Here is a 24102-nt window from a genome sequence, read left to right as displayed (position 1 = left end):
ACGCCGGACATGGTGCCTAGTGCGGCATATGGGGGCGCCGAGAATGCAAAATTTTCATCTTCGGCACCTCGGCATTGTTACGGTTTTGCAACGCCTACCGCCCACATTGCAAAGAATTGCGACCCGCCGCCGTAGGCGTGTCCCAACGCCAGTCCCGCGCTTTCGGCGGCGGCGGGCACCTGATGCTCGCCGGCCTGTCCGCGCACCTGCTGCGCGGCCTCGGCGAAGCGGATCATGCCCGAGGCCCCGATCGGGTTGGAGGACAGCACGCCCCCCGACGGGTTCCACGGGATGTCGCCCTCGAACGCGGTGGCCCCGGACTCGGTCAGCTTCCAGCCCGCGCCCTTGTCGGCGAATCCGAGGTTCTCCAGCCACATCGGCTCGTACCACGAGAACGGGACATACACCTCGGCGGCGGCGAACTGGCGCCGCGGCTCGGTGACCCCGGCCTGCCGGTAGACGTCGGCGGCGCAGTCCCGCCCGGCCCGGGGGTCCACGCTGTCCCGCCCGGCCATGCCCATCGGCTCCGAGCGCATCGCCGCCCCGTGCACCCAGGCCGGCCGTCGGCCGGTGGCCGCGGCGGCGGCCTCGGCGGCGCGCTCCGAGCCGAGCACCATCGCCACCGCGCCGTCCGAGGAAGGACAGGTCTCCAGATAGCGGATCGGATCCCACAGCATCATGGATTTCTCGACCATCGCAAGATCGATGTCCGGCAGCTTCAAATGCGCATATGGATTGCGCAGGGCATTGATTCTGTCCTTGACCGCGACCATCATCCCGATGTTCCCGGGTGCGCCGGAACGGCGGATATAAGCGCGGATATAGGGGGCGAAATAGCCGCCGGCCCCGACCACCAGCGAGGCCGAGAACGGCGAGTGGGTGGACAGCGCCCAGGTGGCGTTGGACTCCGACTGCTTCTCGAAGGCCACCACCAGCACCCGGTCGTGCCGCCCGGCCTGCACCTGCGAGGCCCCGACCAGCGCCGTCGAGCCGCCGACCGAGCCGGCGGTGTGCACCCGCAGCATCGGCTTGCCGGCCGCGCCGAGGGCGTCGGCCAGGTAGAGCTCGGGGGTGACGACGCCCTCGAACATGTCCGGGGCCTTGCCCACGACCACGGAGTCGATGTCGGCGAAGGTCAGGCCGGCGTCCTCCAGCGCGCGCAGTGCCGCCTCCCGGACCAGGCCGGCCAGGGACACGTCGGCGCGCTTGGCGCGGTACTCGGTCTGCCCGACGCCGATGACGGCGCAGCGGTTGCCCATTTCAGTCCTCCTCGGCCGGTCGGGCGGGTTCGGGGTGCGGGGCCGGTCGGGCGGGTTCGGGGGCACTGGCGGTGTCGGAGGGCTCGGGCTCGACTGCTCCCGGCTCCGCTTCGAGCACGCAGACCAGGTTGTGCTGCAAGCAGGGGCCGGAGGCGGCATGGGCGACGGTGCGGCGCGCGCCGCCGTCGTGGATCCGCGCCGCCGCCTCGCCGATCCGGATCAGGCCGGTGGCCATCACCGGGTCGGCCTTGCGCGGGCCGCCGGAGGCGTTCACGACGCAGGCGTCGGGCAGCCCCAGTTCTTGCCGCAGCAGCGCTTCCTCGTGCTCGAACCGGGTGTGCAGTTCAGCGAACTCCACCGGTCCGGCGCCGACTCCGGCGTTGCCGGCGGCCTGCCGGGCCGAGGCGCTGCGGGTCAGGTCGCGGGTGCCGAGGCCGTGCGGCTCGATGCGGTGGTCGATGCCGCGGATCCATGCCGGGCGCGCGCACACGCGCCGGGCCACGTCGCCGGCGGCCAGGATCACCGCGGCGGCGCCGTCGGTCGGGGGCGGCGGCGTCGGGTCCGGGTCGACGGCGAAGCCGGCGTCCTTGAGCGCGCGGGCCTGGAGGCCCGCCATGCCGACGTCGCCGGGCATCAGCGGGGCGAGGTAGTAGGGGTCGTAGGACAGGGAGCTGATCCCGGCGTGGTCGCCGACGGTGCCCTTGCCGAAGCCGTAGACCAGCGCGGTGTCGAGGTCGCCGTGCTGGAGCCGGATCCAGGCCTCGTAGAGGGCCCAGGCGGCGTCCTGCTCGACGTGGCTCTCGGAGATCGGCGGCCAGGCACCGATGGTGTCGAGCGCGGCCACGAAGGAGAAGGGCGTGCCGACCAGATAGTCGTTGGACCCCGAGCAGGTGAAGCCGATCTCGGAGCGCCGCAGGCCGGTGGCCGCGAGGACCTGGTTGACCAGCGGCATCACCAGGTCCGCCTCGGTCCAGCCGAGGTCGGAGAAGCTGTGCTCGCTCTGCGCGAAGGCGACGACCGCCACGTCCCGGGTCACACGTACTCCTCAAACCGGTCGAAGGGCACGTCGGGCTCGCCGGTCGGCGCGAACCACCGCAGGTTCTTGACCGACCGGGTGCGCTCGGCCTCCGGGACCCAGACCGCCCGGACCCGCATGCCGAGCCGGACGTCCTGCCACGGCACGTCGGAGACGAGGACCAGCATGGCGATGTCGGCGCCGTCGAGCAGGACGTAGCCGGAGATGAACGGCACCTCGGGGGCGCCCGCGGCGGGCACGTTGTTGACGGCGAAGGTGGTGAGGACCCCGGTGTCGGGCAGGTCGACCCACTCGGTCGCGGGCAGGCCGTCGGCCGGGCAGGCCGCGCGGGGCGGGACGTAGACCTTGCCGCAGGTGGTGCAGCGGGTGCCGCGGATGCGGCCCTCGGCCATGCCGTCGATGAAGCGGTTCCAGACGGTGCCGGGGCGCAGGCGGTACTCCAGGCGGCTCGGGACGGTGATCATGGTGACCGGGTCGTCCGCCTCGCGCTCGGCGGCGAGCGCCGGCACTTCGGCGGGCCCCTCCCCCGGGACGAAGCAGGCGAGGTCCTTGATGGAGCCGACACGGTCGGCGCGCCAGGTCGGGTGGACGCGCATGCCGGTCGCCATCGCCGCCTTCGATCCGGCGTCCACGGCGTGCAGCAGGGCGCTGTCGGCGCCGTCGGGACGGATCAGGGCCCAGGCGAAGGGGCGGTCCAGCGGGTGGTCCGGGCGCGGGTCGTCGACCCAGGTCCAGGTGGTCACGGTGGCGGCCGGGCCGACCTCGGTCCAGTCCTCGTCGGCGCCGCCGAGCGCGGCGGCGGTGAGCGGGTCGTACTCGGTCGGGGGAACCAGCACCCTGCCGTCGGCGGTCCGGACGCCCAGGACCCGGCCGGCGCGCAGGCCGGTCAGGAAGCGGCCGATCACCGGGCCGGTGGAGCGGGTGTAGCCGCCGGGGAACTCCAGGACGTGGCGGGCGCGGGTGTCCGGGTTCGGGTCCGGGCCCGGGCCCGCCTGTGTCGCCTGTGTCGCCTGCGTCGCCTGCCTGCTCATCGCCGCGCCTCAGATCGCCGTGTCGTGCCCGGCCCAGTACGGGTCGCGCAGCCGTCGTTTGAACAGCTTGCCGTTGGGCTCGCGCGGCAGCTGGTCGGTGAAGTCGACGGACTTGGGCCACTTCAGGCGGGCCAGCCGGCCGTCGAGCGAGGCGATGATCTCCGCGCCGAGCGCGTCGGAGGGGGTGTGGCCCTCGTTGAGCTCGACGACCGCCTTGATCTGCTCGCCCCAGTCCTCGTCCGGGATGCCGAACACGGCGACGTCGCCGACCGCCGGGTGGCGCAGCAGCTCGCCCTCGATCTCGGCCGGGTAGATGTTGACGCCGCCGGAGATGATCATGTCGATCTTGCGGTCGCAGAGGTAGAGGAAGCCGTCCTCGTCGAAGTAGCCGATGTCGCCGACGGTGAAGAACCCGGCATGCCGGTTGGCCTGGGTCTTCTCCTTGTCGCCCTTGTATTCGAAGTCGCCGACGGCCATCTTCATGTAGACGGTGCCCGGGGTGCCGGTCGGGACCTCCTGCCCGTCGTCGTCGAAGGCCTTGACCTCGGCGATCGGCCAGGCCTTGCCGACCGTGCCGGGGTGCGCGATCCAGTCCTCGGGGGTGGCGATGGTGCCGCCGCCCTCGGTCGCGGCGTAGTACTCGTAGATGACCGGGCCCCACCAGTCGAGCATCGCGCGCTTGATGTGCTGCGGGCACGGCGCGGCAGCGTGGATGGCGACCTTCATCGAGGAGACGTCGTAGCGCTGCTTGACCTCGTCGGGAAGGTTCAGCATGCGGTGGAACTGGGTCGGGACCATGTGCGTGTGGGTGGCCTTGGTGCGCTGGATCATCTCCAGCGTGCCCTCGGGGGTCCACTTGTCGATCAGCGCGAGGGTGTGGCCCATCTGCAGCGCGTTGCCGCCGAACTGGGTGACGGCGGTGTGGTAGTTCGGGGACGTGACGAGGTGGACGCCGCCCCCGCCCGGGGTGATGCCGAAGAAGCCGGGGAGCACGGTGCCGTACTCGGCCATGACGTCCGGGTCCTGGCCGGACAGCGCGCGGCGCACGCCCTTCGGCTTGCCGGTGGTGCCGGACGTGTAGTGCATCGCGGTGCCGAAGCTCCGGTTCTCCGGCGGGGTCGTGGGCCGGCCGGCGCGGAACTCGGCGATCGGGGTGAAGCCGGGGATGTCGCCGCCGACGCTGATCAGCGCCTCCTTCGGCAGGCCCCGGCCGTCCCGTTCGAGCTCGGCGACGGCGGCCAGGCCGATGTCGGCGAACCGGACGTGGCAGAAGAAGGCCTTGGCCTCGGCGTCGTCGACGATGTAGGCAATCTCGGGGCCGGTGAGGTGGAAGTTGATCGGGGTGTAGTACCAGCCGGCCTGGAGCGCGGCGGCGTAGATCTCGACCATCTCCACCAGGTTCGGCATCAGGAGGGTGAGACCGTCGCCGTCGCGCAGGCCGAGGGCGCGCAGCGCGTGGACGGTCTGGTTGGCGGCCGCCAGGACCTCGCCGGCGCTGTACTCGGCGCCGGCTTCCTCGATGACGGCGGTCCAGTCGGGGTTCTCCTGTGCGAGTCTCCAGAAACCCAGCCCAGCCATGCGCGGCCCCTGTTCTCTCCATCTGATGGATCGTCAGTAGTCAGTAGTGGAGTAGAACACGGGCCCTGAGAGGCTGCAAGGGGTTGCGGGGGTGTAACTAGAACGAGTTCTCGTTCGGGGACGGGTGATCACCGATGACGCGGTCGTGGCGGTGCTCGCCGTAGTAGTCGGCCTGGCGGCGCATCAGGTCGCGCATCGACATGGTGCGCGGCACCCCGTAGACGGTGCCGGAGAAGTCGAGCTCGCGCTGGATGCGCCAGATGTCGTCGTGGCGCTCCGGCGGGAACAGCTCGGCGGGGTCGCCGACCCCGACCCACCCGATGGGCAGGGCCATACCCGCGACCAGCCGCGAGTTGATCTGCAGGACGCTGTTGATGCGCAGCTCGGAGCCGATCTCGGCGACCGAGCCCGGGAAGAGGGAGGCGCCGGTGGCGACGAAGACCTCGTCCTCGACGCGCGCGCCGTTGACGTGGGCATGCGGGCCGACCAGGACCCCGTCGCCGATCCGGGCGGGATGCGCGGAGCGGCCGCGGATCAGCGCGTTCTCCATGACGACGGTGTCGACGCCGATGTGGACCTCGCCGTCCTCGGCGGTGAGGACCGCGCCGTGCAGGATGCGGGCTCGCTCGCCGATGCGCACGGCGCCGCAGAGCACTGCGCTGGGGGCCACGTAGGCGGATTCGTGGATCTCGGGGCGCGCGCCGCGATGTTCGATCAGCATGGGCGCAGCTTAGGGATGGTGGTGGTCGGCTGCTGGGGTTGATCGCTGCGTGGAATGTGCCGATGGGGTGGGGACGGGGGCGGAGGCGGAGGCGGGCATGTGCACGTGCGCGTGGGAGTCGCTGGCACGCGGAGGTCGCTGGGGCGTCGAAGCGGCTGGGGAGGGTGGTGGAGGTCGCCGGGGCGCCGGGGTCGCCGGGGCGTGAAGGTCGCCGAGGTGTAGAGGTCGCCAGGGTGTGGAGGGGCATGGGATTTGCCGACACCGGGGCCTCTAGAGCGCGGAAAGAGACCCCGGTGTCCCGGTCGCGTCTGCCCTCGGCGCGACCGGTTGGGGCGCCGGGGCCGATCGGCCATCCGGTGCCAGTTCGCAGAGTACGGTGTGACAGGCGGTGACCGCACGGTTATCGGCGGATGTGGAAGTTTTTTCGTCAGTGCCCCTTACGGCCGTTCGCAGTCCTGAACGCACCCGCGGCAGGTCAGGCCTCGGTGATGGCGTTGAGGCGGTCGACCGCCGCCGCGTACTCCTCGATCAGCTGGTAGACGACCTCCCGCACCGGCCGCACGGTGTTCATGGCGCCGACGATCTGGCCGACCGGCATCCCCATCAACTCGGTCCGTCCGGCGCGGGAGATCCGGCGATGCGCCTCCGAGACGAGCATGTACTGGAGCGGCATCGGCAGCGGCCCGGGTGAATCCGAGCCTTCCCAGGCGTCGGTCCACTCAGTGCGCAGCTGCCGCGCGGGCTTGCCGGTCAGCGCCCGGGACCGGACCGTGTCACGGGAGGAGGCGGCCAGCAGCTTGGGCACCACGCGCGGATCGGTGTCCGCCTCGGCGACGGTGAGCCAGATCGAGCCGGTCCACGCCCCCTGCGCCCCCAACGCCATGGCGGCCGCCATTTGCCGACCGTTCCCGATCCCGCCCGCCGCGAGCACCGGCGTGTCGCCGACCGCGTCCACGACCTCCGGGATCAGCACCATGGTCGAGATCTCCCCGGTGTGGCCGCCCGCCTCGGTGCCCTGCGCGACGATGATGTCGACACCGGACTCGACCTGCTTGCGCGCGTGGTGCGCGGAGGAGGCCAAGCCGGCGGTGCGGACGCCGTTGCGGTGCGCGAGCTCGACGATGTCGGTGGGGAGGGGGCCCAACGCACTGGCGAGCAGAGCGATGGGGTGCTCCAGCGCCACTTCGACCTGCGGCCGGGCTGTGGCGTCGGTCCAGCCGAGCAGCTGGTGGCTGTGGTCGGCGTCGGGCGGGAGGGCTGGGACTTCGTACTTGTCGAGGATGTCGGCTACGAACTCGCGGTGGCGGGAGGGGATGTAGGACTGGAGTGTCTCCTCCATGGAGGTGCGTGCGGAGTCCTTTGAGGAGACCTCCGTTACCGAGGGCGAAATGCTGGCCGGCATGACGACGTCCACGCCGTAGGGCTTGCCGTCGACGTGGTCGTCGATCCAACGGAGCTCGGTCTCCAGCTCCTCGGGCGTGAAGTAGACGGCGCCGAGTACCCCGAGGCCGCCGGCTCGGGAGACGGCGGCGACGACGTCTCGGCAGTGGCTGAAGGCGAAAAGGGGGAACTCCAGGCCCAGGGTGGTCGACAGGGGGGTTCGCATGGGGCGAAAGATAGGCTGGGGGGCTTGAGACTGCAACAGGTTCTAATCAGAGAACCAAGATCAAAGTCAAGAGCTGGGTAAGGCGGCGCCTCCGGCGAGGGCCTCTGATCCCTCGGAGAACTGGCGCTGCTCCATAGGTGGGTCCTGCTAGTCCCTGCGCTGGCGGTTGGTGAGGTGGGGGTTTGTTCTCCTCGGTCACGTCGGCAGCCCTACGGGTACAGCACCGCCGCCCGGGTGTCAAGTCCATGCCGCTGCGGTGAGGGCTTTTGGGCCGCGGTTGAGCGTGCATGAACTTGACACCCGGTCGACGGCACTGTAGGCAAAGCCCTGCCGACGTGACCGAGGAGAACAAACCAAAACCCCAGGCAGAGGACTGAAGGTCTCGGGGGCGGGGGGCGGCGGCCTCAGGGCTTTGGCTGCCGGTTCGCATTGATCCTTTTCCGGCTCGCGCTTAGTGTGCAAGATCACGGGTCGAGAATTCGGGATCATTGCGGTAGGCCTATGGATAGACAATGCATGGGGCCGAGACCTCTGATGAATCTGTGAGGTTCTGCCGAAAATCAGAGGTCTTATTGGTGTCCGGTGGGGTTGAAGTTGATCTGACCGGGTCTTGCTGTCGTGAATCATCAGCGGCCGTCCTTTTCAGCTCTCCCGGTTATCGCAACTTTGCGACACTCTCGTAGGTGGTACGCTTCCTCGCTTCGGTGGTGGTTCATGGTCAACTTCCCGTAGCGCACCATGGCGGGATAATCCATTCGCGTTAATTCTGCGCCACGGGCCGATAACGGTCGTGGACCCGCTTCGTATATGCAGTACCCTCCTGGAGTTCCGCCTACCGACGGAGCTTATTTGGTCGGAGGAATAAAGGCTTTGACTTCAATCGCTATCGCCGTCGTACCGGCCTCGTCGACCGTGGTGTCGGACGTCGGATTCTGCTGGGACGCCGGCGTCATCAGGGCATGCCGCTGGGTGGCATCGTGCGACGGGTGGTCCGGGTCGGGATGCTGGGAATGCTGACCGCCGCGGTGTTCACGGCCCGGCAGCGGAATCCGTGGGCGTCCGCGGCGTTGCGGATCCATGAGCAGCTGGTCGGGCATTGTCGGGACCAGGTTGTGCGGCTGGCCGACAACGGTACGTTGACCGCGCCGTATGCCGAGGCCACGAGCAAGGCGTTGGCCATTGCGCTGGGGGCGTTCGCCGTTCAGTGCGATGCGGAGAATCTGCCGGCTGACGCGTTGGCCGCGAGTGAGGAGGCTGTGGGTGTCTACCAGCGGCTGGCCGGGGTTCAGCGGGGGTATCTGCCTGATCTGGCCGATGCGCTGCGGTCGGTCGCCAACTGCTACGACGCCAACTGCATGACGGTCAAGGGGCTGGCTGCCACGGAGCAGGCTGTGGCGACGTATCGGCAGCTGGCGAGTACGCGGCCGGAGCTGTACAGCGCCGAGCTGGCCGTGACGTTGAATCTGCTCGCCACGCGGTGTGAGGCGTTGGGGCGTCCGGCGGATGCGTTGCTGGCCGTCGATGAGGCCGTCAACGTCTATCGGCGGCTGGCCAGCGCCAGTCCGGACCAGTACACCGCGGAGTTGGCGACCGGTCTTCATACGTTGGCGATCCATGCGACGCGTGCTGGGCGGAATGCCGCCGCGCTGGCGGCTGTCGAGGAGGCAGCGATGCTGAGGCGGTCGCTGGCCCAGAGCGACTCCGAGAAGTATCTGCCCGATCTGGCCGCCTCGTTGTATCTGCTGGCCAAGCGGTACGACGCCGCGGGCCAGGATCAGCAGGCGCTGGCGGCGTTGCAGAAGGCCACTACGTGTCATCGGCGGCTGGCGGACAAGCATCCGAACGCGTTCCGTCCGGATCTGGCCGCGAATCTCATAGAACTGCTGTCGCGTGTGGATCCGGACCAGCCCTCGCCGGCGACCCTGGATCTGGCCCGGGAGACCGTGGGGATTCTTCGCTGGCTGGCCTCCGGCCCCGCTGCGCACAGCTATCAGATGGATCTGGCGTCGTGCCTGCTCCTGTACGGCCAGCAGTTGCACGCCGACGGCAGGGAGGTGGACCATTCGGCGGCGATCGAGGAGGCGGCGGAGTGCCTGCGGCGGCTGGCTGCCGGCGATCCGCACGCCCACCGCGGGGATCTGGCCGCCTGTCTGTTGTTGTTGGCCGAGCATCTCGACGCGGTCGGGCAGTCCGACCGGGCCCTGGCGACGGCCGAGGAGGCCGTCCGGCTTTATCGGCAGCTGGCTGTGGACAATCCCACGGCGCACAGTGCTGATCTGGCCAACTGCCTGCACATCGTCGCTATGCGCTCGGCGGAGCGGGGTCGGCGGGAAGGCCTGGCGGCGTTGGAGGAGGCTGTCGAGCGCTATCAGCAGCTGACGGCGAGCCATCCGCGCGCGTATCGCAGCCAACTGGCATCGTGCCTGTCGTTGCTGGGCAACTGGTGCGATGCCATCGGGCAGACCGAGAAGGCCGCCGTCGCCACCGCGGAGGCGGAGCGGCTCTACCGGCAGCTGGCCCGATTGGACTCGGACGCGCACACCTCCGATCTGGCCGCACACCTGTTCGCGACGGCCACCCGGGCCACCGCGCCCAACGACCCGGAGACCATTCCCATATTGCAGGAAGCGGCCAACCTCTACCGGCACCTGGCCCATGCCCAGCCGGACGAGTTCCGGCCCCAGCTGGCCACCTGTCTGGCCACGCTCGCGGAGCTGCACCATGCCATGGGCCAGTGGGCCGAGGCCCTGTCGGCCATCGAGCAGTCGATCGCGCTGAGCCGACAGCTGGCCGCGGACGAGCCCGACGCCTACCAGCCCGTGCTCGCCGCGACCCTCCGCACGATGGCCGGCCGCCTCGGTCCGCACGCACGGCTGATCCCCATCAACGAAGCAGTGGAGATCTATCGCGGCCTTCCGGACACCTACCGGCAGAATCTCGTGGCCACGCTGCACACGCTGGCCCTGGCCCACGACGAACTCGACAACACGCAGCTGGCGGCCGCGGCCCGGGCAGAAGCCAGAGCCCTCGACGACGAGCAGCGCTCCCGCCTGCTGCTCCAGCCCTGAAGGCGACTCCTGACGAAACCACCGATTCCCAGTCCCCCACCAGACCCCTCGGCGACGTGCCGCGCCACACCGACGTCACCGCGACCGGCTAGGCTCGCGGAGTGATTTCCTTCCAGCAGGTCGGTAAGACGTACCCGGACGGGACGGTGGCGGTCGCCGCCACGGACCTGACCGCGGACAGCGGCCGGATCACGGTACTGGTGGGACCCTCCGGGTCGGGGAAGACGACGCTGCTGCGGATGGTCAACCGCATGATCGACCCCACCAGCGGCAGCATCCTGATCGACGGCGTCGACGTGAAGTCCAAGCCCGCGCCGGAGCTGCGCCGGGGCATCGGATACGTCATCCAGAACGCCGGCCTGTTCCCGCACCGGACGGTGCTGGCGAACATCATGACCGTGCCGCGGCTCCTGGGCTGGTCCAAGGAGCGGGCCCGGGAGAAGTCGATGGAGCTGCTGCTGACCGTGGGCCTGGAGGCGGAGCACGCCCAGCGCTATCCCTACCAGCTCTCGGGCGGCCAGCAGCAGCGGGTGGGCGTGGCGCGGGCGCTGGTCGCCGATCCGCCGGTGCTGCTGATGGACGAGCCGTTCAGCGCGGTGGACCCGGTGGTGCGCAAGGACCTGCAGACCGAGTTGCTGCGGCTCCAGTCCGAGCTGGAGAAGACCATCCTGTTCGTCACCCACGACATCGACGAGGCGATCCTGCTCGGCGACAAGGTCGCGGTGCTCAACACCGGCGGGGTGCTGGAGCAGTTCGACTCGCCGTCGGAGCTGCTGGCCAAACCCAAGAACGAGTTCGTCGAGGGCTTCCTCGGCGTGGACCGCGGGGTGCGGCGCCTGTCCTTCTTCTCCTCCGGCGCGGTGCCGCTGCGGCCGGAGCCGGTGGTGGCGATCGACACCCCGGCGCAGGAGGTGCTGGCCCGCCGGTCCGCGCAGCCGTGGCTGCTGGTCGTCGACACCGAGCGCAAACCGGTCGGGTGGCTGCTCGCGGACCACGTCCCGGCGGACGGCGACCTGGGCAAGGTCGCGGCCGGCGACCTCGTCTCCTACGGCCACACCTTCACCGTCGAGGCCGAGTCCCTGCGCGCGGCGCTGGACTCCGCCGTGCTCTCGCCGTCCAGCCGCGCGGTCGGCGTGGACGCCCACGGCGCGGTGGTCGGCGTCGCCTCGGTGGAGGAGTTGGTGCCGGCGATCCGGGCGGCGCAGGACGGGAGCAGCCCGGAGAGCAGCCGATGAATCTGTTCCCGCACATCCCCAGCTACCTGGGGACCTACGGGTCGCTGATCCAGCAGCAGCTCACCATGGCCCTGTCCTCGGTGCTGTTCGGCCTGATCGTCGCGGTGCCGCTGGCGCTGCTGTGCGTCCGGTACCCGCGGATCTACCCGCCGGTGGTGGCGACGCTGACGGTGATCTACTCGCTGCCCTCGATCGCCCTGTTCGTGCTGCTGGTGCCCTCCACCGGGCTGACGCAGACCACGGTCATCATCCCGCTGGCCTTCTACAGCCTGGCCGCGCTGGTGCCGAACATCGTGGACGGCGTGCGCGGCATCCCCGAGGACGTGCGGCTGGCCGCCGTCGCCATGGGCTACACCGGCGCGCGCCGCCTCGTCTCCGTGGACCTCCCCCTGGCGGTCCCCCCGATCATGGCCGGCCTGCGGGTGGCGACCGTGGGCAACATCAGCATGGTCAGCGTCGGCACGGTGATCGGCGTCGGCGCCTTCGGCGCGCTGTTCACGGCCGCGGCCCAGCTGAACCGGTCGGACCTGGCGGTCACCGGCATCATCTGCATCGTCGCGCTGGCCCTGATCTGCGATCTGTTGCTCGTCATCACGCAGCGGCTGCTCACGCCGTGGAACCAGCGGAGGTCGCGGTGAACGTCCTGAGTGACGCCTGGGGCTGGCTCACCACGGCGAGCAACTGGCACGGGTCCGACGGGATCCCGACCCGGTTCCTGGAGCACTTCGAGTACTCCGTCGAGGCGGTGCTCATCGGGGCCCTGATCGCCTTCCCGCTGGGGCTGCTGACCGGCCACACCAAGCGCGGGGGCCTGGTGGTGACCTCGCTGGCGAACATCGCCCGGGCGCTGCCGACGCTGGGCCTGGTGGTGCTGCTGGTGGTGGTCATAGGGGTGAAGTTCCGCGCCGTGATGATCCCGCTGGTGGCGCTGACGGTGCCGCCGATCCTGCTGAACACCTACGAGGGGGTGCGCAACGTCGATCCCCGGCTGACCGACGCGGCGCAGGGCATGGGCCTGCGGCCCTGGCAGGTGCTGTGGCGGGCCGAGGTGCCGGCGGCGATGCCGCTGATCCTCACCGGGTTCCAGTTCGCGGCGGTCAACGCCGTGGCGAACACGGCCATCGCGGCGTACTCGTCGTTCGGCGGGCTCGGGCGCTACATCATCGACGGGCTGGCCACCACCGACTACGGCATGGTCGCCGGGGGCGCGATCCTGATCGTCGTCGCGGCCATCCTCAACCTCGTGTTCTTCGCCGTGCTGCGCCGGGTCCTGATCTCTCCCGGCCTGCAATCACGGGAGCGGGCCTCCGCCTAGCACCTATCGGGTACTCACCACTTGATACACGCAGGGGGGCCGGCGCAAAGGAAGACCCATGCGAAAGACCGCCGCCCTCCTGCCGGTCGCGGCCCTGACCGTCACCGCCTGCACCAGCGGCAACCCGCTGCAACCGGGTCCGAAGAAGGGGCAGGTCACCGTGGGATCCGCCAACTTCCCGGAGAACGTGCTGCTGGCCGACATCTACGCCTCGGCCCTGAGCGCCAAGGGCGTCAAGGTCGCCACCAAGTTCAACGTCGGCAGCCGCGAGGTGCTCTACCAGCAGGTCCAGGCAGGCTCGATCTCGGTGCTGCCGGAGTACAACGGCGCCCTGCTGGGCTATCTGGACTCCAAGTCGCGGGCCACGACGACCGTGGAGGTCAACGCCGAGCTGAAGGCGAAGCTGCCACCCTCGATGGAGATCCTCGACTCCTCGCCGGCCGAGGACAAGAACGCGCTGGTGACGACCGGGCAGACGGCCGCGAAGAACCACCTGACGTCGATCGCGGACCTGGCTCCGTACGCGGCGTCGATGACCATCGGCGGGCCGCCGGAGTTCAAGACCCGCTACCAGGGCCTGCCCGGCCTGAAGGAGAAGTACGGCCTGACGTTCAAGGACTTCGCGTCCCTGGACACCGCCGGGCCGATCACCGTCAAAGCCCTGGTCGACGACTCGGTCCAGGTGGCGACGCTGTTCACCACCGACCCGAACCTGATCACCCACGGCTTCACCGTGCTCACCGATCCCGAGCAGGTCTTCAGCGCGCAGAACGTGACACCGCTGGCGTATCGGGGCAGTATGACAGCGGTCGCGACCGAGACGCTCAACACGGTGTCGGCCAAACTGGACACGGCGGCGCTGGTGGCGATGATGGCCAAGATCACGAACGAGAAGAAGGACATCGACGTGGTCGCCGACGACTGGTTGAAATCGGTCGGACTGCGGTAGGTGGTCGGTGGGCGGGTCGCAAGCGACGGGACCGCGGCACCGATGTCCACATTTCGGACCACCTCGTTCCCATTCCTTGATACGACATGAGACGGCCGCCGCCCGGATCGCGGACGGCTCCGACGTCGCTCAAGCCGCCCGTGTCAGCATCTGCGGCATGTCCACTCCGCTCCTCGCCTGGTCCGACCGCCCGGTCGACTTGCTGCGCGTGGCGTCCTGCATGTGTCCGGGGTCCCTGCCGACCCCGACCGCACATCCCGGACCCTGGAGCACCCATGCCTGCGACCGCACCGTTCGAAGCCGCGCCGTCTGACATCACCCTCCCCGAGCTCGACCTGGCCGAGCCCTTCCTGCACGACCTCGTCCAGCCCGGCCGTCCGCTCTGGACGCCGACCCAGCTCAGGGACCTGACCCGGACCCTGGCCCAGGACCACGCCGAGCGGCTGCGCGAGCTGGTCCGCTACACCGAGCCGCAGCGCTGGTGGACCCGGCTGGCCCTGACCCGCGGCGTCGAGGTCTGGCTGCTGAGCTGGCTGCCCGGCCAGGGCACGCACCCGCACGACCACGGCGGCGCCGCCGGCTCGTTCACGGTGCTGACCGGCGAGGTCCTGGAGGAGCACCGCTACCCCGGCGCGCCGATCGGCACCCGGACCCTGCACGTCGGCCAGGGCCTCGGCTTCGGCGGCGACCGCGCGCACGTGGTGCGCAACGCGGGTGTGCTGCCCGCCGCGACCGTGCACGCCTATTCGCCGCCGCTGCTCCCCACGCGGGAGTACACGAGCCTGGAGGAAGTGGTTTGAGCTCCGTGTCCGGAGACAGTGGTCCGAGCTCGGTGGACGCGTTCCTGGCCGAGGCCCGCTCCGAACTGGAGCGGGTCACGCCGCGGGAGGCCGAACGCCTGCGCCAGGAAGGCGCGCTGCTCGTCGACATCCGGCCGCACGTGAACCGGGCCGCCGAAGGCGAGATCCCGGGCGCGGTCCCGGTCGAGCGCATCCACCTGGAGTGGCGCCTGGCCCCCGACAGCGAGTGGCGGCTGCCCGGCGTCGACGCCGAGCGCGTGGTCATCGTGTTCTGCAACGAGAGCTACGCCTCCAGCCTCGCCGCGCGCGACCTGCGGCGGCTGGGCCTGCTGAAGGCCACCGATCTGATCGGCGGCTACCGGGCCTGGGCGGCCGAGGGACTGCCGACCGAGCCCGGCGGGAAACCGGCTGTGCCGTGAGCGCGCGCCCACCGGGGCAGCCGCGGCGACGGTGCGGCCGCAGTGACGTCCGCCACTGCGGCCGTTCCGTATAAGGCGACTACGTCGCCTGCGACGTTCCGGTCACGGAACGGTCTCGAATCGCGGTCGGAGAAACATGCCGATGTCGGCGGCGGTTAGTAGGTTCGGTGAGTCCGATTCTGGAGGGGAAATAAATGATGCTTCGTACCACCGGTTCCAAGACCCGCGTAGCCGGCGCCGCGCTCGCGGTGGCCCTGGCCGCGACCGGCGCGCTGAGCGCGTGCTCGAGCTCCAAGAGCGGGTCCAAGGTCGTCGTCGGCTCGGCGGCGTTCCCGGAGAACGCCCTGCTGATGGAGATCTACGCCCAGGCACTGGAGGCCAAGGGCATATCCGTGGACCGCAAACCGAATGTGGGCCAGCGGGATGTGCTGTATCAGCAGCTGAAGTCCGACGCGATCACCGTGGTCCCCGAGTACAACGGCGCGCTGCTGGCGTTCCTGGACAAGACCAACACCTCGGCCACCACCGACGCCGTCGACCAGGCGATCACCGCCAAGCTGCCGAGCAACCTGCAGATCCTGGCGCCGGCCGCCGCCGAGGACAACGACTCGCTGGTGGTGACCACGGCGCTGGCCACCAAGGACAACCTGAAGCAGATCTCGGACCTGGCCCCCTACGCCAAGGACCTGGTCCTGGGCTCGGCGCCGGAGTTCAAGACCCGCCAGCAGGGCCTGGTCGGCCTCAAGAGCGTCTACAACCTGGACTTCAAGGACTTCAAGGCGCTGGACAACTCCGGGCCGCAGACCGTCTCCGCGCTCCAGCACGGCGACGCCGACATCGTCGACCTCTACAGCACCACCCCGGCCATCAAGACCAACGGCTTCGTGGTGCTCAAGGACGACCAGCACCTGTTCGGCGTGCAGAACGTGGTGCCGCTGGTGTCGAAGAAGAACCTGCCGGCGGCCGGCGTCGACGCGCTGAACGCGGTGTCCGCCAAGCTCGACACCCCGACCCTGACCGGGCTCCTGGAGCAGGTCGCGACCGAGAAGAAGGACCCGGCGGACGTGGCCAAGGCCTGGCTGACCTCGGTGGGCCTGAACAAGAAGTAGCAGTCTCCCGGGCCGGCGGCGGTGCAGGGGACCGCCGCGGGCCCGGGTCCGGATCCGCCCCGCCTGTGCCGGACCTTCCTATAGAGGAGAGCGCCGCTCGCTACGGCAGCTTGTCCTTGTGGCCGGTCTTCGAGATCAGCGCCATCAGCTCGCCGACGGCGGCCGAGGGCAAATTCTTGGCCAAATCCGCGATGCTCACCACGCCGACCAGGCGCCCGGCCGACACCACCGGCAGCCGCCGCACCCGCTGGCGCCCCATCGTCTCCACGGCGTTGGCCACCGAGCCGTCGGCGTCGACGGTGTGCAGATCGCCGCGCATCAGCTCCCCGGCCTGCCGCACGGTCGGGTCGTCGTTCGACGCCATCGCCTCCACCACCAGGTCGCGGTCGGTGAGCATGCCGAGCAGGCGCCCGTCGTCGGCGACCACCGGCACGCAGCCGACGTCCTCGTCGCGCAGCACCCGGGCCACGTGCACCAGGTTGTCCGATTCCAGCACCGACTTGGGTGCCTCGGTCATCACATCGCGGACCGTGACCATGCATCCTCCTGCGCCGACGGGACGAGTGTTCGGACCCAGCCTGACCGCGACCCGATCCGCGTGCTTTGTCGGAATCTGCCAGGCGGGTTACCCCACGGCGCCGCTGCTCGACCGTCCGTAACTCCCCTGGAAGAGTTATCCTCCCTTGGCGAGACCGCTTGCAGCCTGGCGGAACCGCGTGCGACAGGGGGGAGCCACACCATGACCGAGGCCGTCGTGACGGCCGCGAGCGAGCCGTCGGAGGACCTGGCCCTCAAGGTCACCCTGCCCAGGGAGTTCTGGCGCGTTCTGCGGGTGTGGCCGGACTGGATGTTCGGGATGCTCGCCTCGATGGGTCTGGGCCTGGCCACCGGCGCGTTCCTGTACTGGGATCCGATCGGCACGCGGGTCCGCGATCCGCTCACGCTGATCGTCACCATCGTCCTGACCGCCGTCGCCGACGCCTCGCTGACCAACCAGCTGGCCGCCGAGCCGGAGTGGACCATCAAGGTGCTGTCGGCCGGCGGCGACCCGGCGCGCCTGCTGCGGGTCCGCAACCAGGTCCTCTACGTCTTCGAGGCCGGATACGCCTTCGGGGTGGCCGGCCTGGTGATCCTGCTGACCAAGGACCACCACTGGGTCAAGCACAACTGGCCGATCATCGCCGAGCTGCCGCTGGCCCCGATCGCCGCCGGGAACCTGGCCTCGGTGCTGTTCCCGTGCCCGTTCATGCGGCTGCGCCACCGGCTCCAGGCCACCACCACCTGGCCGCGCTGGGGCGCCTACGTCGGCATCCCGTTCGCCCTGACCAGCCTGGGCACCCTGGCCGTGATGGCCGTCCCGGCCTGGATCGAGCAGCGGATCGAGCACTCGGCGAACCGCATGCACCACCGGCCCGGCTGGCTGACCGGCGACAACATCCACTTCGCCACCTGGCTGATCGCGGTGCCGGTGCTGAACCTGCTGATCTGGGCGGCGGCCCTGAAGACCGCGAACACCCTGGCGCACCTGCGCCGGCGCCACCTGATGGACCTGATGCGCAAGCACGGCGAGCTGGCGCTGAGCATGGACGACCTGTCGCTGTGGGGGGCCATGAAGGCGCTGCCGGAGAACCTGCGGGACATCCCCGGCGAGGTGCGGGACGCCGCGCTGGCCGAGATCGCGCACGTGCGCGAGGTCGGCGGCCAGCTGGACCGCGGCCTGGAGCGGGCGCTGGCCCGGCAGGCGGCCCGGATCCGGGCCGAGCGCACCGCCGAGCAGACCACCACCGGCGGCATCGCCGTATGACCGGGAACACCAGGCGGTGGCTGCCCACCGCGATCGTGGTCGTCGCCGTCGCCGGCCTGGGCGTGGCGTCCCGCCGGGTCGGCGGGCTGGACTCCGGGCCCGCCGCCGGCGCCGGCAAGGACCTGCGGCCGCTGGTCGCGCTCGGGGCCGCGGTCGCGCTGGCGGCCGTGGCCATCTCCTTCGCCAAGCACCGCGACAACGGCTTCGGACCGCTGCACCGGGCCGGCACCGCGACCGCCCTGCTGCTCGCCACCACCGCCGTGATGACCCCGGTGGGCCTGTTCTTCTTCGGGCGGGTGGCCGGGCCGCCCGCGGCCCCGACGATCGCCGACCTGACCCCCGCCACCTCCACACCGAGCATGAGCCGGAAGGCCGGCCTCGACCAGCACCATGTGCCGCCGCACAAGGACTCGCGCTGGCAGGACCTGATCGCCCAGGCCGTGGTCCTGCTGATCGTCGCCGCGGTCCTCGCCCTGGTCGGCTACTTCCTCTTCCAGCTGCTGCGCCGCCTGCGGATGCCCCAGGGCCCGCTGCTGGTCATGGAGTTCGACGAACTCGACGAGGCCGCCCTGGAGCAGCTCGCCGAGGCGGTGGCCGCCGGCAGCCGGGCCCTGGCCTACCAGGGCGACGCGCGCGAAGCGGTGATCGCCTGCTACGCCGCGATGGAGGACGCGCTCAGCGCCGAGGGCAACGGCCGGCGCGAGGCCGACACCCCCGAGGACTTCCTGGCCCGGATCACCGGCAGGCACCTGATCCCGGACGGGCCGGCCCGGCTGCTGACCGACCTGTTCCGGGAGGCCCGGTTCTCCCGGCATCCCATCGACGAAGGCAAGCGGGAGCAGGCACGCACGGCGCTCACCGCGATCGCCGACCATCTGCGCGTGCGCGCCGCCGAGGCCCAGGAGGCCGCGGCGGCGCGCGCCGCGGCCGAGGGCAAGGCGGCCGAGGGCAACGCGGCCACGAGCACGGCCGCCGCTTCAGCGCCTGGAGGCCGGGGATGAGCACGCTGAACCACGCCGGCGCCGGCCAGAACAGCACGGACCGGCAGGCGGCAGCGCAGCAGGCGGCCGAGCGCGAGCGCGTGGCGGAGGCGGCCCTGGCCCGCCGGCGCTGGACCGCGGTCGGGGTGGCCCTGACCACGATGACGTTCGTGGTCGGCGCGTCGACCTGGCTCGTGCTCGGCACGCAGTGGCTCGGGCTCGCGGTCGGCGCCTGCGTCGCCGCCATCGCCCTGGCCGCCTACTACACCGTCGCCGGCCGCACCGTCGGCATGAACAACGACGTGCGGGAGCGGGTGCTGGAGCGCCACTACATCGGCGTGGCCTGGTACACCTCGATGCTGCGCACGTCGCGCGAGCCCGGCGGCTACGACCGCGGCCTGCGGCGGGAGCTGACCCGGCTGGCCGCCGCCCGGCTGGCCGAACGGCACGGCGTGAACCTCTACCGGGACCCCGGCACGGCGGCGGCGCTGCTGGGCACCGACGTCTGGCCGCTGGTGGACCCGGCGCTGCTAACTGGCGAGCGGGCCGGGACGGGGATCGGAACGGGAACCGGAGCGGCGGTCGGCGCGCGGGCCGCCGACCCGCCGATGCGGGCCGTGGCCGAGTTGATCGAACGGCTGGAGCGGCTGTGAGCGGCCGACCGGCACCGACCGAAGGATCGAAGGAGACGGGATGACCGACGAGCTGACCCCCGAGCAGGCCTGTCGCCAGGCGCTCGCCGTGCTGGACGAGGTGGAGAAGGCCGTCGTCGGCAAGCGCGCCGCCCTGGAGCTGGTCCTGCTCGGCGTGCTGGCCGGCGGCCACGTCCTGATCGAGGACCTGCCGGGCCTGGGCAAGACCCTGATGGCCCGGTCCTTCGCCACCGCGCTGGGCCTGGACTTCACCCGCATCCAGTTCACCCCGGACCTGCTGCCCTCGGACGTCACCGGCGCCCCGTTCTACGACCAGCGCGACGGCGACATGGTCTTCCGCCCCGGCCCGGTGTTCACCCAGCTGCTGCTGGCCGACGAGATCAACCGCACGCCCCCGAAGACCCAGGCGGCGCTGCTGGAGGCGATGGCCGAGGGCCAGGTGTCGGTGGACGGCAAGTCGCACCGGCTGGACCCGGCCTTCGTGGTGCTGGCCACCGACAACCCGATCGAGTACGAGGGCACCTACGCGCTGCCGGAGGCCCAGCTCGACCGGTTCCTGCTCCGGGTCCGCATGGGCTACCTGTCGCCGGCCGACGAGGCCGCGATGCTGCTGCGCCGCCTGGACCGCCGGGCCGAGCGGGTCGAGCTGGACCGCGTGGTGGACGCCGCGGGCCTGCTGGCGATGCGGGCCTCGATCGAGACCGTCGAGGTCGCGCCCGACGTCGTGGACTACGTGGTGGCGCTGGTCAACGCGACCCGCGCGAACTCGCAGATCCAGGTCGGCGCCAGCCCCCGCGGCGGCCTGGCCCTGGTCCAGCTGGCCCGGGCCCGCGCGGTGCTGTCCGGCCGCGACTACGTGCTGCCCGAGGACGTGAAGGCGGTCGCGGTGCCGGCCCTGGCCCACCGCATCAGCCTGCGCCCGGAGCTGTGGGTCCGCCGGGTGTCGGCCGACGAGGTCATCGCCTCCCTGGTCGCCGCCACCCCGACCCCCCGCACTCTGCCCCGCCAGCAGGACGCGGCCGGTGCCGCCGGCGCCGCCGCCGGAAGCCAGGGCCCGAACCAGGGCGCGACGCGGCGGTGAGTGGCGCTCCTGGTTCCGGCTTCGGTTCCGGACTCGGCTCCGGCTCCGGTTCCGGGCTCGGCTCCGGGCTCGGCTCCGGCTTCGGCTCCGGTTCCGGGCTCGGTTCCGGTTCCGGGTTCGGCACCGACCGCCGCGACCCGGCTCAGACCCCGGACCCGGCCCCGGCCCCCGCGGTCACCTGGCGTCCGTCCCAGCGGGCCATGCGCCTGCTGACCGCCGTCGTCTGCGCGCTGATCCCGGCGGTCGTGTTCGGCGCCTGGTGGTGTGTGCCGCTGGCGGCCGGGCCGCTGCTGATGCTGGCGGTGAACGGCGGCTCGCATCCCACGCGGATCCGGGCCGAGGTGGACGTGCCGGACCGGCGCTGCTTCGAGGGCGAGACGCTGACCGCGACCATCCGCCTGGCCGCCGACGCCGCGGCCGGCTGGACCCGCCAGGAGTACCTGGCACCGCACGCGCGGGAGGACGTCGAGTTCGGCCCGCTGCCGGCCCCGTCCGGCGTGCGGCTGGAATCGCTGGAGCTGGCCGGCGCGGTGATCACCGTGCGCCTGCTCGTGCCGCGCTGGGGCCGCTGGTCGCTGGGCGCGGTGGCGATCGACGTCCACGACACCGCCGGCCTGCGCGTCGCCGCCCTGCACGCCGACCTCGGCGAGGTCGAGGCGTTCCCGGTCCCGGCGCCGGACGACACCGTGCTGCTGCCGCACCGCTTCCCGGACCGCTTCGGCGAGCACTCGGCCCGCACCCCCGGCGAGGGCGTCGAGTTCATCGCCGTGCGCCCCTACGTCTTCGGCGACCGCCAGCGCCGCATCAACTGGCCGGCCACCACCCGGCGGCGCGAGCTCCAGGTGAACACCTTCGAGGCCGAACGCGCCACCGAGGCGGTCGTCCTCATCGACGCCCTGTCGGACCTGCCGCAGCCCCCGGTCACCGAGGACCTGCGTCCGCGCTCGACCCTCGACATCGCGGTGCGCGGCGCGGCCGGACTGGCCCAGGCCTACCTGAAGGCGCACGACCGGATCGGCGTCGTGACGCTGTCCGGGCGGGTGCAGTGGCTCTCCCCCGGATCGGGGAACGCCCACCTGTACCGCATCGCGCAGACCGTCATGGACCTGCGCAAGGACTTCACCTACGAGACCGGCGGCCTGCGACGCCTGCCCACCCGGGTGCTGCCGCGCGGCGCCCTGGTGTACGTGTTCAGCCCGCTGCTGGACCCGGTGGTCGTGGAGTCGATCCGGGACCTGGCCGACCGCGGCCACCCGGTGGTGGTCGTGGACGTGCTGGCGCACGAGCCCGAGCCGGGCGGCACCATGAGGGGCGCCGGCCGGTCCGGCTCCGGCGCCCGCTACGGCTCCGGCGGCCGGGGCGGCCCGAAGGCCGACCACCTGGACGCCCTGGCACTCCGGGTCTGGCGCCTGGACCGCCAGGCGGTGCGGTTCGTACTCGGCGAGTTGGGGGTGCCCGTGGTGTCCTGGGACGGGGTCGACCCGCTGGATCTGGCGCTGGCGCCGCTGGCGCGGACACAGCTGGCCGGGAGGGTCCGATGAGTCCGGGCGCCGCGCCCGGAGGCGTGCTCACCAACCGCCTGTTCTGGGCCCTGTACGGCGTCGCCATGGCGGTGATGGGCAGCGGGCTCCCGTTCTGGGACTGGCCGCCGTCGAGCACGGACGTCGAGGTGCTCGTGTTCTGCACGCTGGTGTTCGCCGGCCTGGCGCAGCCCTACGCCGGCCGCCCGGTGGTGGCCGCGATGCGGGTGCACCGGCTGGCCGCCGTCCATCGCAACACCCTGCTGATCGCGCTGTACGTGACCCTGGTGGCGACCAAGCAGCCGCCGCTGTGGGCGGTCGCGGTCGACGCCGCGCTGCTGTGCGGCTACCTGCTGCTCATCGACGCGGTCACCGTCCCGCTCGCGACGCTGCGGCGTCTGGCCTCGCCTCCGCTGCTGGCCGGGACGGCCGCGCTGACCGCCGGCGCCGTCGCGCTGGTGGCGCTGCCGGGATCGGACGCGGCGTACCGCCCGGTGCTCGCCGCGCTCGCCGGGGCGGCCGCCCTGACCGCCGCGGTGGCGACCGCCTTCGGGCGCGGCGAGACCCGCCGGGTAGGCTCGCGGGGAACCGCACAGCGGCCACCCGATCGGCAGGAACAGGACAGGCCTCCACGATGACTACGCTGACCTCCGGCGCCATCACCCGCTACCGCGTGATGGCGCTGTTCACCGGCACCATGCTGCTGCTGCTCACCTTCGTGGTCATCCCCCTGCAGCTGTGGGCCCACAACAAGACCCTGGAGAAGCCGGTCAGCATCGTCCACGGCTACGGCTACATGGTCTACCTGATCGTGGCCCTGGACCTGTGCCTGCGGGCCCGCTACAAGCCGGTCCGGACCATCCTGATCATGCTCGTGGGCGTGGTGCCGTTCCTGGCCTTCTACTACGAGCGGATCGTCGTCCGGGACACGCAGCGGCTGCTGGCCGAGGCGCAGGAGCGGACGGCGGCGAAGAAGGCGCGGCAGGCGGCCAAGGCCGCGAAGGCCGCCCAGAGCGAGCCGGTGGAGGCTAGCGAACCGCAGGTGGAGACGGCTGCGGCTGAGTGATCCCCGGGTCGGCGTCGCCCTGGTACTCGTTGTCGGCGTCGTCCTCGGCGGCCATCTCGTTCTCGTTCTCGTCCTCATCGTCGTCGTCCTCGTCCTCGTCGTCCGGCTCGACCGGATTCGCGAGGCGCCGCACATAGCTGCCGAACCACCAGAGCCCGACGATCCCGAACAGCCACCACTGCAAGGTGTAGCCGAGGTTCAGCACGTACCACGACGACTTGTTCGGCGGCACCGGCGCCGGAACCGGCGCGAGGCCCGCCGCGACCGCGCCGGAGTCCGCCGGCGTCACGCTCAGCGCGTTGACGTACACCAGGTCCAGCGACGTGTACGGCCACTTGTTCAACAGCGTCGCGACATCGACCGTCGCGATCCGGTGCGCCGCGTCCCGCGCCGCCTCGTCCTCGGCCTTCGCCGAGGCGCTGTCGGCGGGCTCGGCGGCGGCCAGCCAGCCGCTCACCGTCACCGGGCCGTCCGGCACCGGGGGCGGGGCCAGCGGGTCCGCCGTCCAGCCCCGGCTGACGACCACCGCGGTCCCGTCCGCCGCCTTCAGCGGCGCGATCACCAGGTAGCCGACCCGGCCGTCCGGCAGCCGCCGGTCCGGGACCAGCAGCTGGTGCGCGCCGTCCAGCACGCCCGCGACGGTCACCGCATGGCCCAACGCGTCGCCGTCGGCCGGGGAACCGTCCTTGAGCAGCTGCGCGAGCGGGACCGGGGTGACCCGGGCGGCGAGCTCCTGGGCGCTGAGCCGGTGGCTGCGGTGCGCCCGCGAGAACTGCCAGCTCCCCAGGCTGACGAAGGCCACGGTGAGCACGCTCAGCGCGGCGATCGCGGCGAGCCAGGAGGGGCGCAGGAGGAACCGGTACTTCATCGCG

At 71.3% G+C, this 24102-nt stretch carries 23 protein-coding genes; 15 read left to right on the top strand and 8 right to left on the bottom strand.

The annotated features are described in order from the left end of the window. Positions 1 to 77: 77 nt before the first annotated feature. From ABD481_RS40320 to ABD481_RS40295, 6 genes are all read right to left on the bottom strand, one after another. A complete protein-coding gene (locus tag ABD481_RS40320; RefSeq protein WP_344671172.1) occupies positions 78 to 1259 on the bottom strand; it encodes a thiolase domain-containing protein in 1182 nt (393 codons plus the stop codon). 1 nt (position 1260) lies between these two features. Continuing rightward, a complete protein-coding gene (locus ABD481_RS40315; RefSeq protein ID WP_344671171.1) occupies positions 1261 to 2295 on the bottom strand; it encodes a lipid-transfer protein in 1035 nt (344 codons plus the stop codon). Further along, on the bottom strand, positions 2292 to 3326 hold the full coding sequence (locus tag ABD481_RS40310; protein WP_344671170.1) for a Zn-ribbon domain-containing OB-fold protein: 1035 nt from the start codon (positions 3324 to 3326) through the stop codon (positions 2292 to 2294). The genes ABD481_RS40315 and ABD481_RS40310 overlap by 4 nt, the downstream gene beginning before the upstream one ends. A gap of 9 nt (positions 3327 to 3335) precedes the next feature. Then, positions 3336 to 4904 carry an acyl-CoA synthetase gene (locus ABD481_RS40305; RefSeq protein ID WP_344671169.1) on the bottom strand — a complete coding sequence of 523 codons (1569 nt, stop codon included), beginning with the start codon at positions 4902 to 4904 and terminating at the stop codon, positions 3336 to 3338. A 97-nt stretch (positions 4905 to 5001) separates the two neighbouring features. Further along, positions 5002 to 5625 (bottom strand): gamma carbonic anhydrase family protein, encoded by a 624-nt coding sequence (locus tag ABD481_RS40300; protein WP_344671168.1) that lies wholly within the window; start codon positions 5623 to 5625, stop codon positions 5002 to 5004. A gap of 475 nt (positions 5626 to 6100) precedes the next feature. Continuing rightward, positions 6101 to 7231: an NAD(P)H-dependent flavin oxidoreductase gene (locus tag ABD481_RS40295; protein WP_344671167.1), complete on the bottom strand. Its 1131-nt coding sequence runs from the start codon at positions 7229 to 7231 to the stop codon at positions 6101 to 6103. A 959-nt stretch (positions 7232 to 8190) separates the two neighbouring features. Here ABD481_RS40295 and ABD481_RS40290 point away from each other — a divergent pair. From ABD481_RS40290 to ABD481_RS40255, 8 genes are all read left to right on the top strand, one after another. Then, positions 8191 to 10299 carry a hypothetical protein gene (locus ABD481_RS40290; RefSeq protein ID WP_344671166.1) on the top strand — a complete coding sequence of 703 codons (2109 nt, stop codon included), beginning with the start codon at positions 8191 to 8193 and terminating at the stop codon, positions 10297 to 10299. Positions 10300 to 10400: 101 nt separating this feature from the next. Further along, positions 10401 to 11534: an ABC transporter ATP-binding protein gene (locus ABD481_RS40285; protein WP_344671165.1), complete on the top strand. Its 1134-nt coding sequence runs from the start codon at positions 10401 to 10403 to the stop codon at positions 11532 to 11534. Continuing rightward, the gene (locus ABD481_RS40280; protein ID WP_344671164.1) at positions 11531 to 12172 is read left to right on the top strand and encodes an ABC transporter permease; all 642 of its coding nucleotides are present in this window, start codon (positions 11531 to 11533) and stop codon (positions 12170 to 12172) included. The genes ABD481_RS40285 and ABD481_RS40280 overlap by 4 nt, the downstream gene beginning before the upstream one ends. Then, the gene (locus ABD481_RS40275) at positions 12169 to 12849 is read left to right on the top strand and encodes an ABC transporter permease (protein ID WP_344671163.1); all 681 of its coding nucleotides are present in this window, start codon (positions 12169 to 12171) and stop codon (positions 12847 to 12849) included. The genes ABD481_RS40280 and ABD481_RS40275 overlap by 4 nt, the downstream gene beginning before the upstream one ends. A 58-nt stretch (positions 12850 to 12907) precedes the next feature. Then, positions 12908 to 13798 carry an ABC transporter substrate-binding protein gene (locus tag ABD481_RS40270; RefSeq protein ID WP_344671162.1) on the top strand — a complete coding sequence of 297 codons (891 nt, stop codon included), beginning with the start codon at positions 12908 to 12910 and terminating at the stop codon, positions 13796 to 13798. Positions 13799 to 14073: 275 nt separating this feature from the next. Then, positions 14074 to 14598 (top strand): cysteine dioxygenase, encoded by a 525-nt coding sequence (locus ABD481_RS40265; RefSeq protein ID WP_344671161.1) that lies wholly within the window; start codon positions 14074 to 14076, stop codon positions 14596 to 14598. After that, a complete protein-coding gene (locus ABD481_RS40260; protein ID WP_344671160.1) occupies positions 14595 to 15017 on the top strand; it encodes a rhodanese-like domain-containing protein in 423 nt (140 codons plus the stop codon). Before ABD481_RS40265 ends, ABD481_RS40260 begins: the two co-directional genes overlap by 4 nt. Before the next feature lie 194 nt (positions 15018 to 15211). Next, positions 15212 to 16126, top strand: coding sequence for an ABC transporter substrate-binding protein (locus ABD481_RS40255; RefSeq protein ID WP_344671159.1), 915 nt, complete (start codon positions 15212 to 15214; stop codon positions 16124 to 16126). A gap of 100 nt (positions 16127 to 16226) precedes the next feature. Here the strand turns inward: ABD481_RS40255 and ABD481_RS40250 are convergent, their stop codons facing one another. Then, positions 16227 to 16664, bottom strand: coding sequence for a CBS domain-containing protein (locus ABD481_RS40250; protein ID WP_344671158.1), 438 nt, complete (start codon positions 16662 to 16664; stop codon positions 16227 to 16229). A gap of 201 nt (positions 16665 to 16865) precedes the next feature. Here ABD481_RS40250 and ABD481_RS40245 point away from each other — a divergent pair, with 201 nt between their 5' ends. Genes ABD481_RS40245 through ABD481_RS40215 form a run of 7 tightly spaced genes read left to right on the top strand, consistent with a single transcriptional unit; the run spans position 16866 to position 23230 of the window. Continuing rightward, entirely contained in the window at positions 16866 to 17930 is a 1065-nt protein-coding gene (locus tag ABD481_RS40245) for a hypothetical protein (RefSeq protein WP_344671157.1), read from the top strand. After that, on the top strand, positions 17927 to 18931 hold the full coding sequence (locus ABD481_RS40240) for a DUF4129 domain-containing protein (RefSeq protein WP_344671156.1): 1005 nt from the start codon (positions 17927 to 17929) through the stop codon (positions 18929 to 18931). Before ABD481_RS40245 ends, ABD481_RS40240 begins: the two co-directional genes overlap by 4 nt. After that, complete coding sequence (locus ABD481_RS40235; RefSeq protein WP_344671155.1) at positions 18928 to 19563, top strand: hypothetical protein; 636 nt, start codon at positions 18928 to 18930, stop codon at positions 19561 to 19563. Before ABD481_RS40240 ends, ABD481_RS40235 begins: the two co-directional genes overlap by 4 nt. A 40-nt stretch (positions 19564 to 19603) precedes the next feature. Next, positions 19604 to 20644, top strand: a complete 1041-nt coding sequence (locus ABD481_RS40230) for an AAA family ATPase (RefSeq protein ID WP_344671154.1) — start codon at positions 19604 to 19606, stop codon at positions 20642 to 20644. After that, entirely contained in the window at positions 20641 to 22185 is a 1545-nt protein-coding gene (locus ABD481_RS40225) for a DUF58 domain-containing protein (protein ID WP_344671153.1), read from the top strand. The genes ABD481_RS40230 and ABD481_RS40225 overlap by 4 nt, the downstream gene beginning before the upstream one ends. Further along, positions 22182 to 22802 carry a hypothetical protein gene (locus tag ABD481_RS40220; protein WP_344671152.1) on the top strand — a complete coding sequence of 207 codons (621 nt, stop codon included), beginning with the start codon at positions 22182 to 22184 and terminating at the stop codon, positions 22800 to 22802. Before ABD481_RS40225 ends, ABD481_RS40220 begins: the two co-directional genes overlap by 4 nt. Continuing rightward, positions 22799 to 23230, top strand: coding sequence for a DUF3817 domain-containing protein (locus tag ABD481_RS40215; RefSeq protein ID WP_344671151.1), 432 nt, complete (start codon positions 22799 to 22801; stop codon positions 23228 to 23230). The genes ABD481_RS40220 and ABD481_RS40215 overlap by 4 nt, the downstream gene beginning before the upstream one ends. Here ABD481_RS40215 and ABD481_RS40210 read toward each other — a convergent pair. Beyond that, positions 23193 to 24098: an SURF1 family protein gene (locus tag ABD481_RS40210; protein ID WP_344671150.1), complete on the bottom strand. Its 906-nt coding sequence runs from the start codon at positions 24096 to 24098 to the stop codon at positions 23193 to 23195. The genes ABD481_RS40215 and ABD481_RS40210 overlap by 38 nt on opposite strands. Positions 24099 to 24102 lie beyond the last annotated feature (4 nt).

The organism is Catenulispora yoronensis (assembly GCF_039531695.1).
GTDB lineage: Bacteria > Actinomycetota > Actinomycetes > Streptomycetales > Catenulisporaceae > Catenulispora > Catenulispora yoronensis.
Note: the sequence above shows the minus strand (reverse complement) of the source record. Positions and strands in the feature narration are given on the sequence as shown.

Bases quoted from the DNA above. Each gene is read 5' to 3' on its own strand.
- ABD481_RS40300 (WP_344671168.1), bottom strand. From the start codon at position 5,625: ATGCTGATCGAACATCGCGGCGCGCGCCCCGAGATCCACGAATCCGCC.
- ABD481_RS40295 (WP_344671167.1), bottom strand. From the start codon at position 7,231: ATGCGAACCCCCCTGTCGACCACCCTGGGCCTGGAGTTCCCCCTTTTC.
- ABD481_RS40235 (WP_344671155.1), top strand. From the start codon at position 18,928: ATGAGCACGCTGAACCACGCCGGCGCCGGCCAGAACAGCACGGACCGG.
- ABD481_RS40265 (WP_344671161.1), top strand. From the start codon at position 14,074: ATGCCTGCGACCGCACCGTTCGAAGCCGCGCCGTCTGACATCACCCTC.
- ABD481_RS40220 (WP_344671152.1), top strand. From the start codon at position 22,182: ATGAGTCCGGGCGCCGCGCCCGGAGGCGTGCTCACCAACCGCCTGTTC.
- ABD481_RS40215 (WP_344671151.1), top strand. From the start codon at position 22,799: ATGACTACGCTGACCTCCGGCGCCATCACCCGCTACCGCGTGATGGCG.
- ABD481_RS40305 (WP_344671169.1), bottom strand. From the start codon at position 4,904: ATGGCTGGGCTGGGTTTCTGGAGACTCGCACAGGAGAACCCCGACTGG.
- ABD481_RS40320 (WP_344671172.1), bottom strand. From the start codon at position 1,259: ATGGGCAACCGCTGCGCCGTCATCGGCGTCGGGCAGACCGAGTACCGC.
- ABD481_RS40230 (WP_344671154.1), top strand. From the start codon at position 19,604: ATGACCGACGAGCTGACCCCCGAGCAGGCCTGTCGCCAGGCGCTCGCC.
- ABD481_RS40240 (WP_344671156.1), top strand. From the start codon at position 17,927: ATGACCGGGAACACCAGGCGGTGGCTGCCCACCGCGATCGTGGTCGTC.
- ABD481_RS40280 (WP_344671164.1), top strand. From the start codon at position 11,531: ATGAATCTGTTCCCGCACATCCCCAGCTACCTGGGGACCTACGGGTCG.
- ABD481_RS40270 (WP_344671162.1), top strand. From the start codon at position 12,908: ATGCGAAAGACCGCCGCCCTCCTGCCGGTCGCGGCCCTGACCGTCACC.
- ABD481_RS40250 (WP_344671158.1), bottom strand. From the start codon at position 16,664: ATGGTCACGGTCCGCGATGTGATGACCGAGGCACCCAAGTCGGTGCTG.
- ABD481_RS40210 (WP_344671150.1), bottom strand. From the start codon at position 24,098: ATGAAGTACCGGTTCCTCCTGCGCCCCTCCTGGCTCGCCGCGATCGCC.
- ABD481_RS40245 (WP_344671157.1), top strand. From the start codon at position 16,866: ATGACCGAGGCCGTCGTGACGGCCGCGAGCGAGCCGTCGGAGGACCTG.
- ABD481_RS40290 (WP_344671166.1), top strand. From the start codon at position 8,191: ATGCCGCTGGGTGGCATCGTGCGACGGGTGGTCCGGGTCGGGATGCTG.
- ABD481_RS40310 (WP_344671170.1), bottom strand. From the start codon at position 3,326: ATGAGCAGGCAGGCGACGCAGGCGACACAGGCGACACAGGCGGGCCCG.
- ABD481_RS40255 (WP_344671159.1), top strand. From the start codon at position 15,212: ATGATGCTTCGTACCACCGGTTCCAAGACCCGCGTAGCCGGCGCCGCG.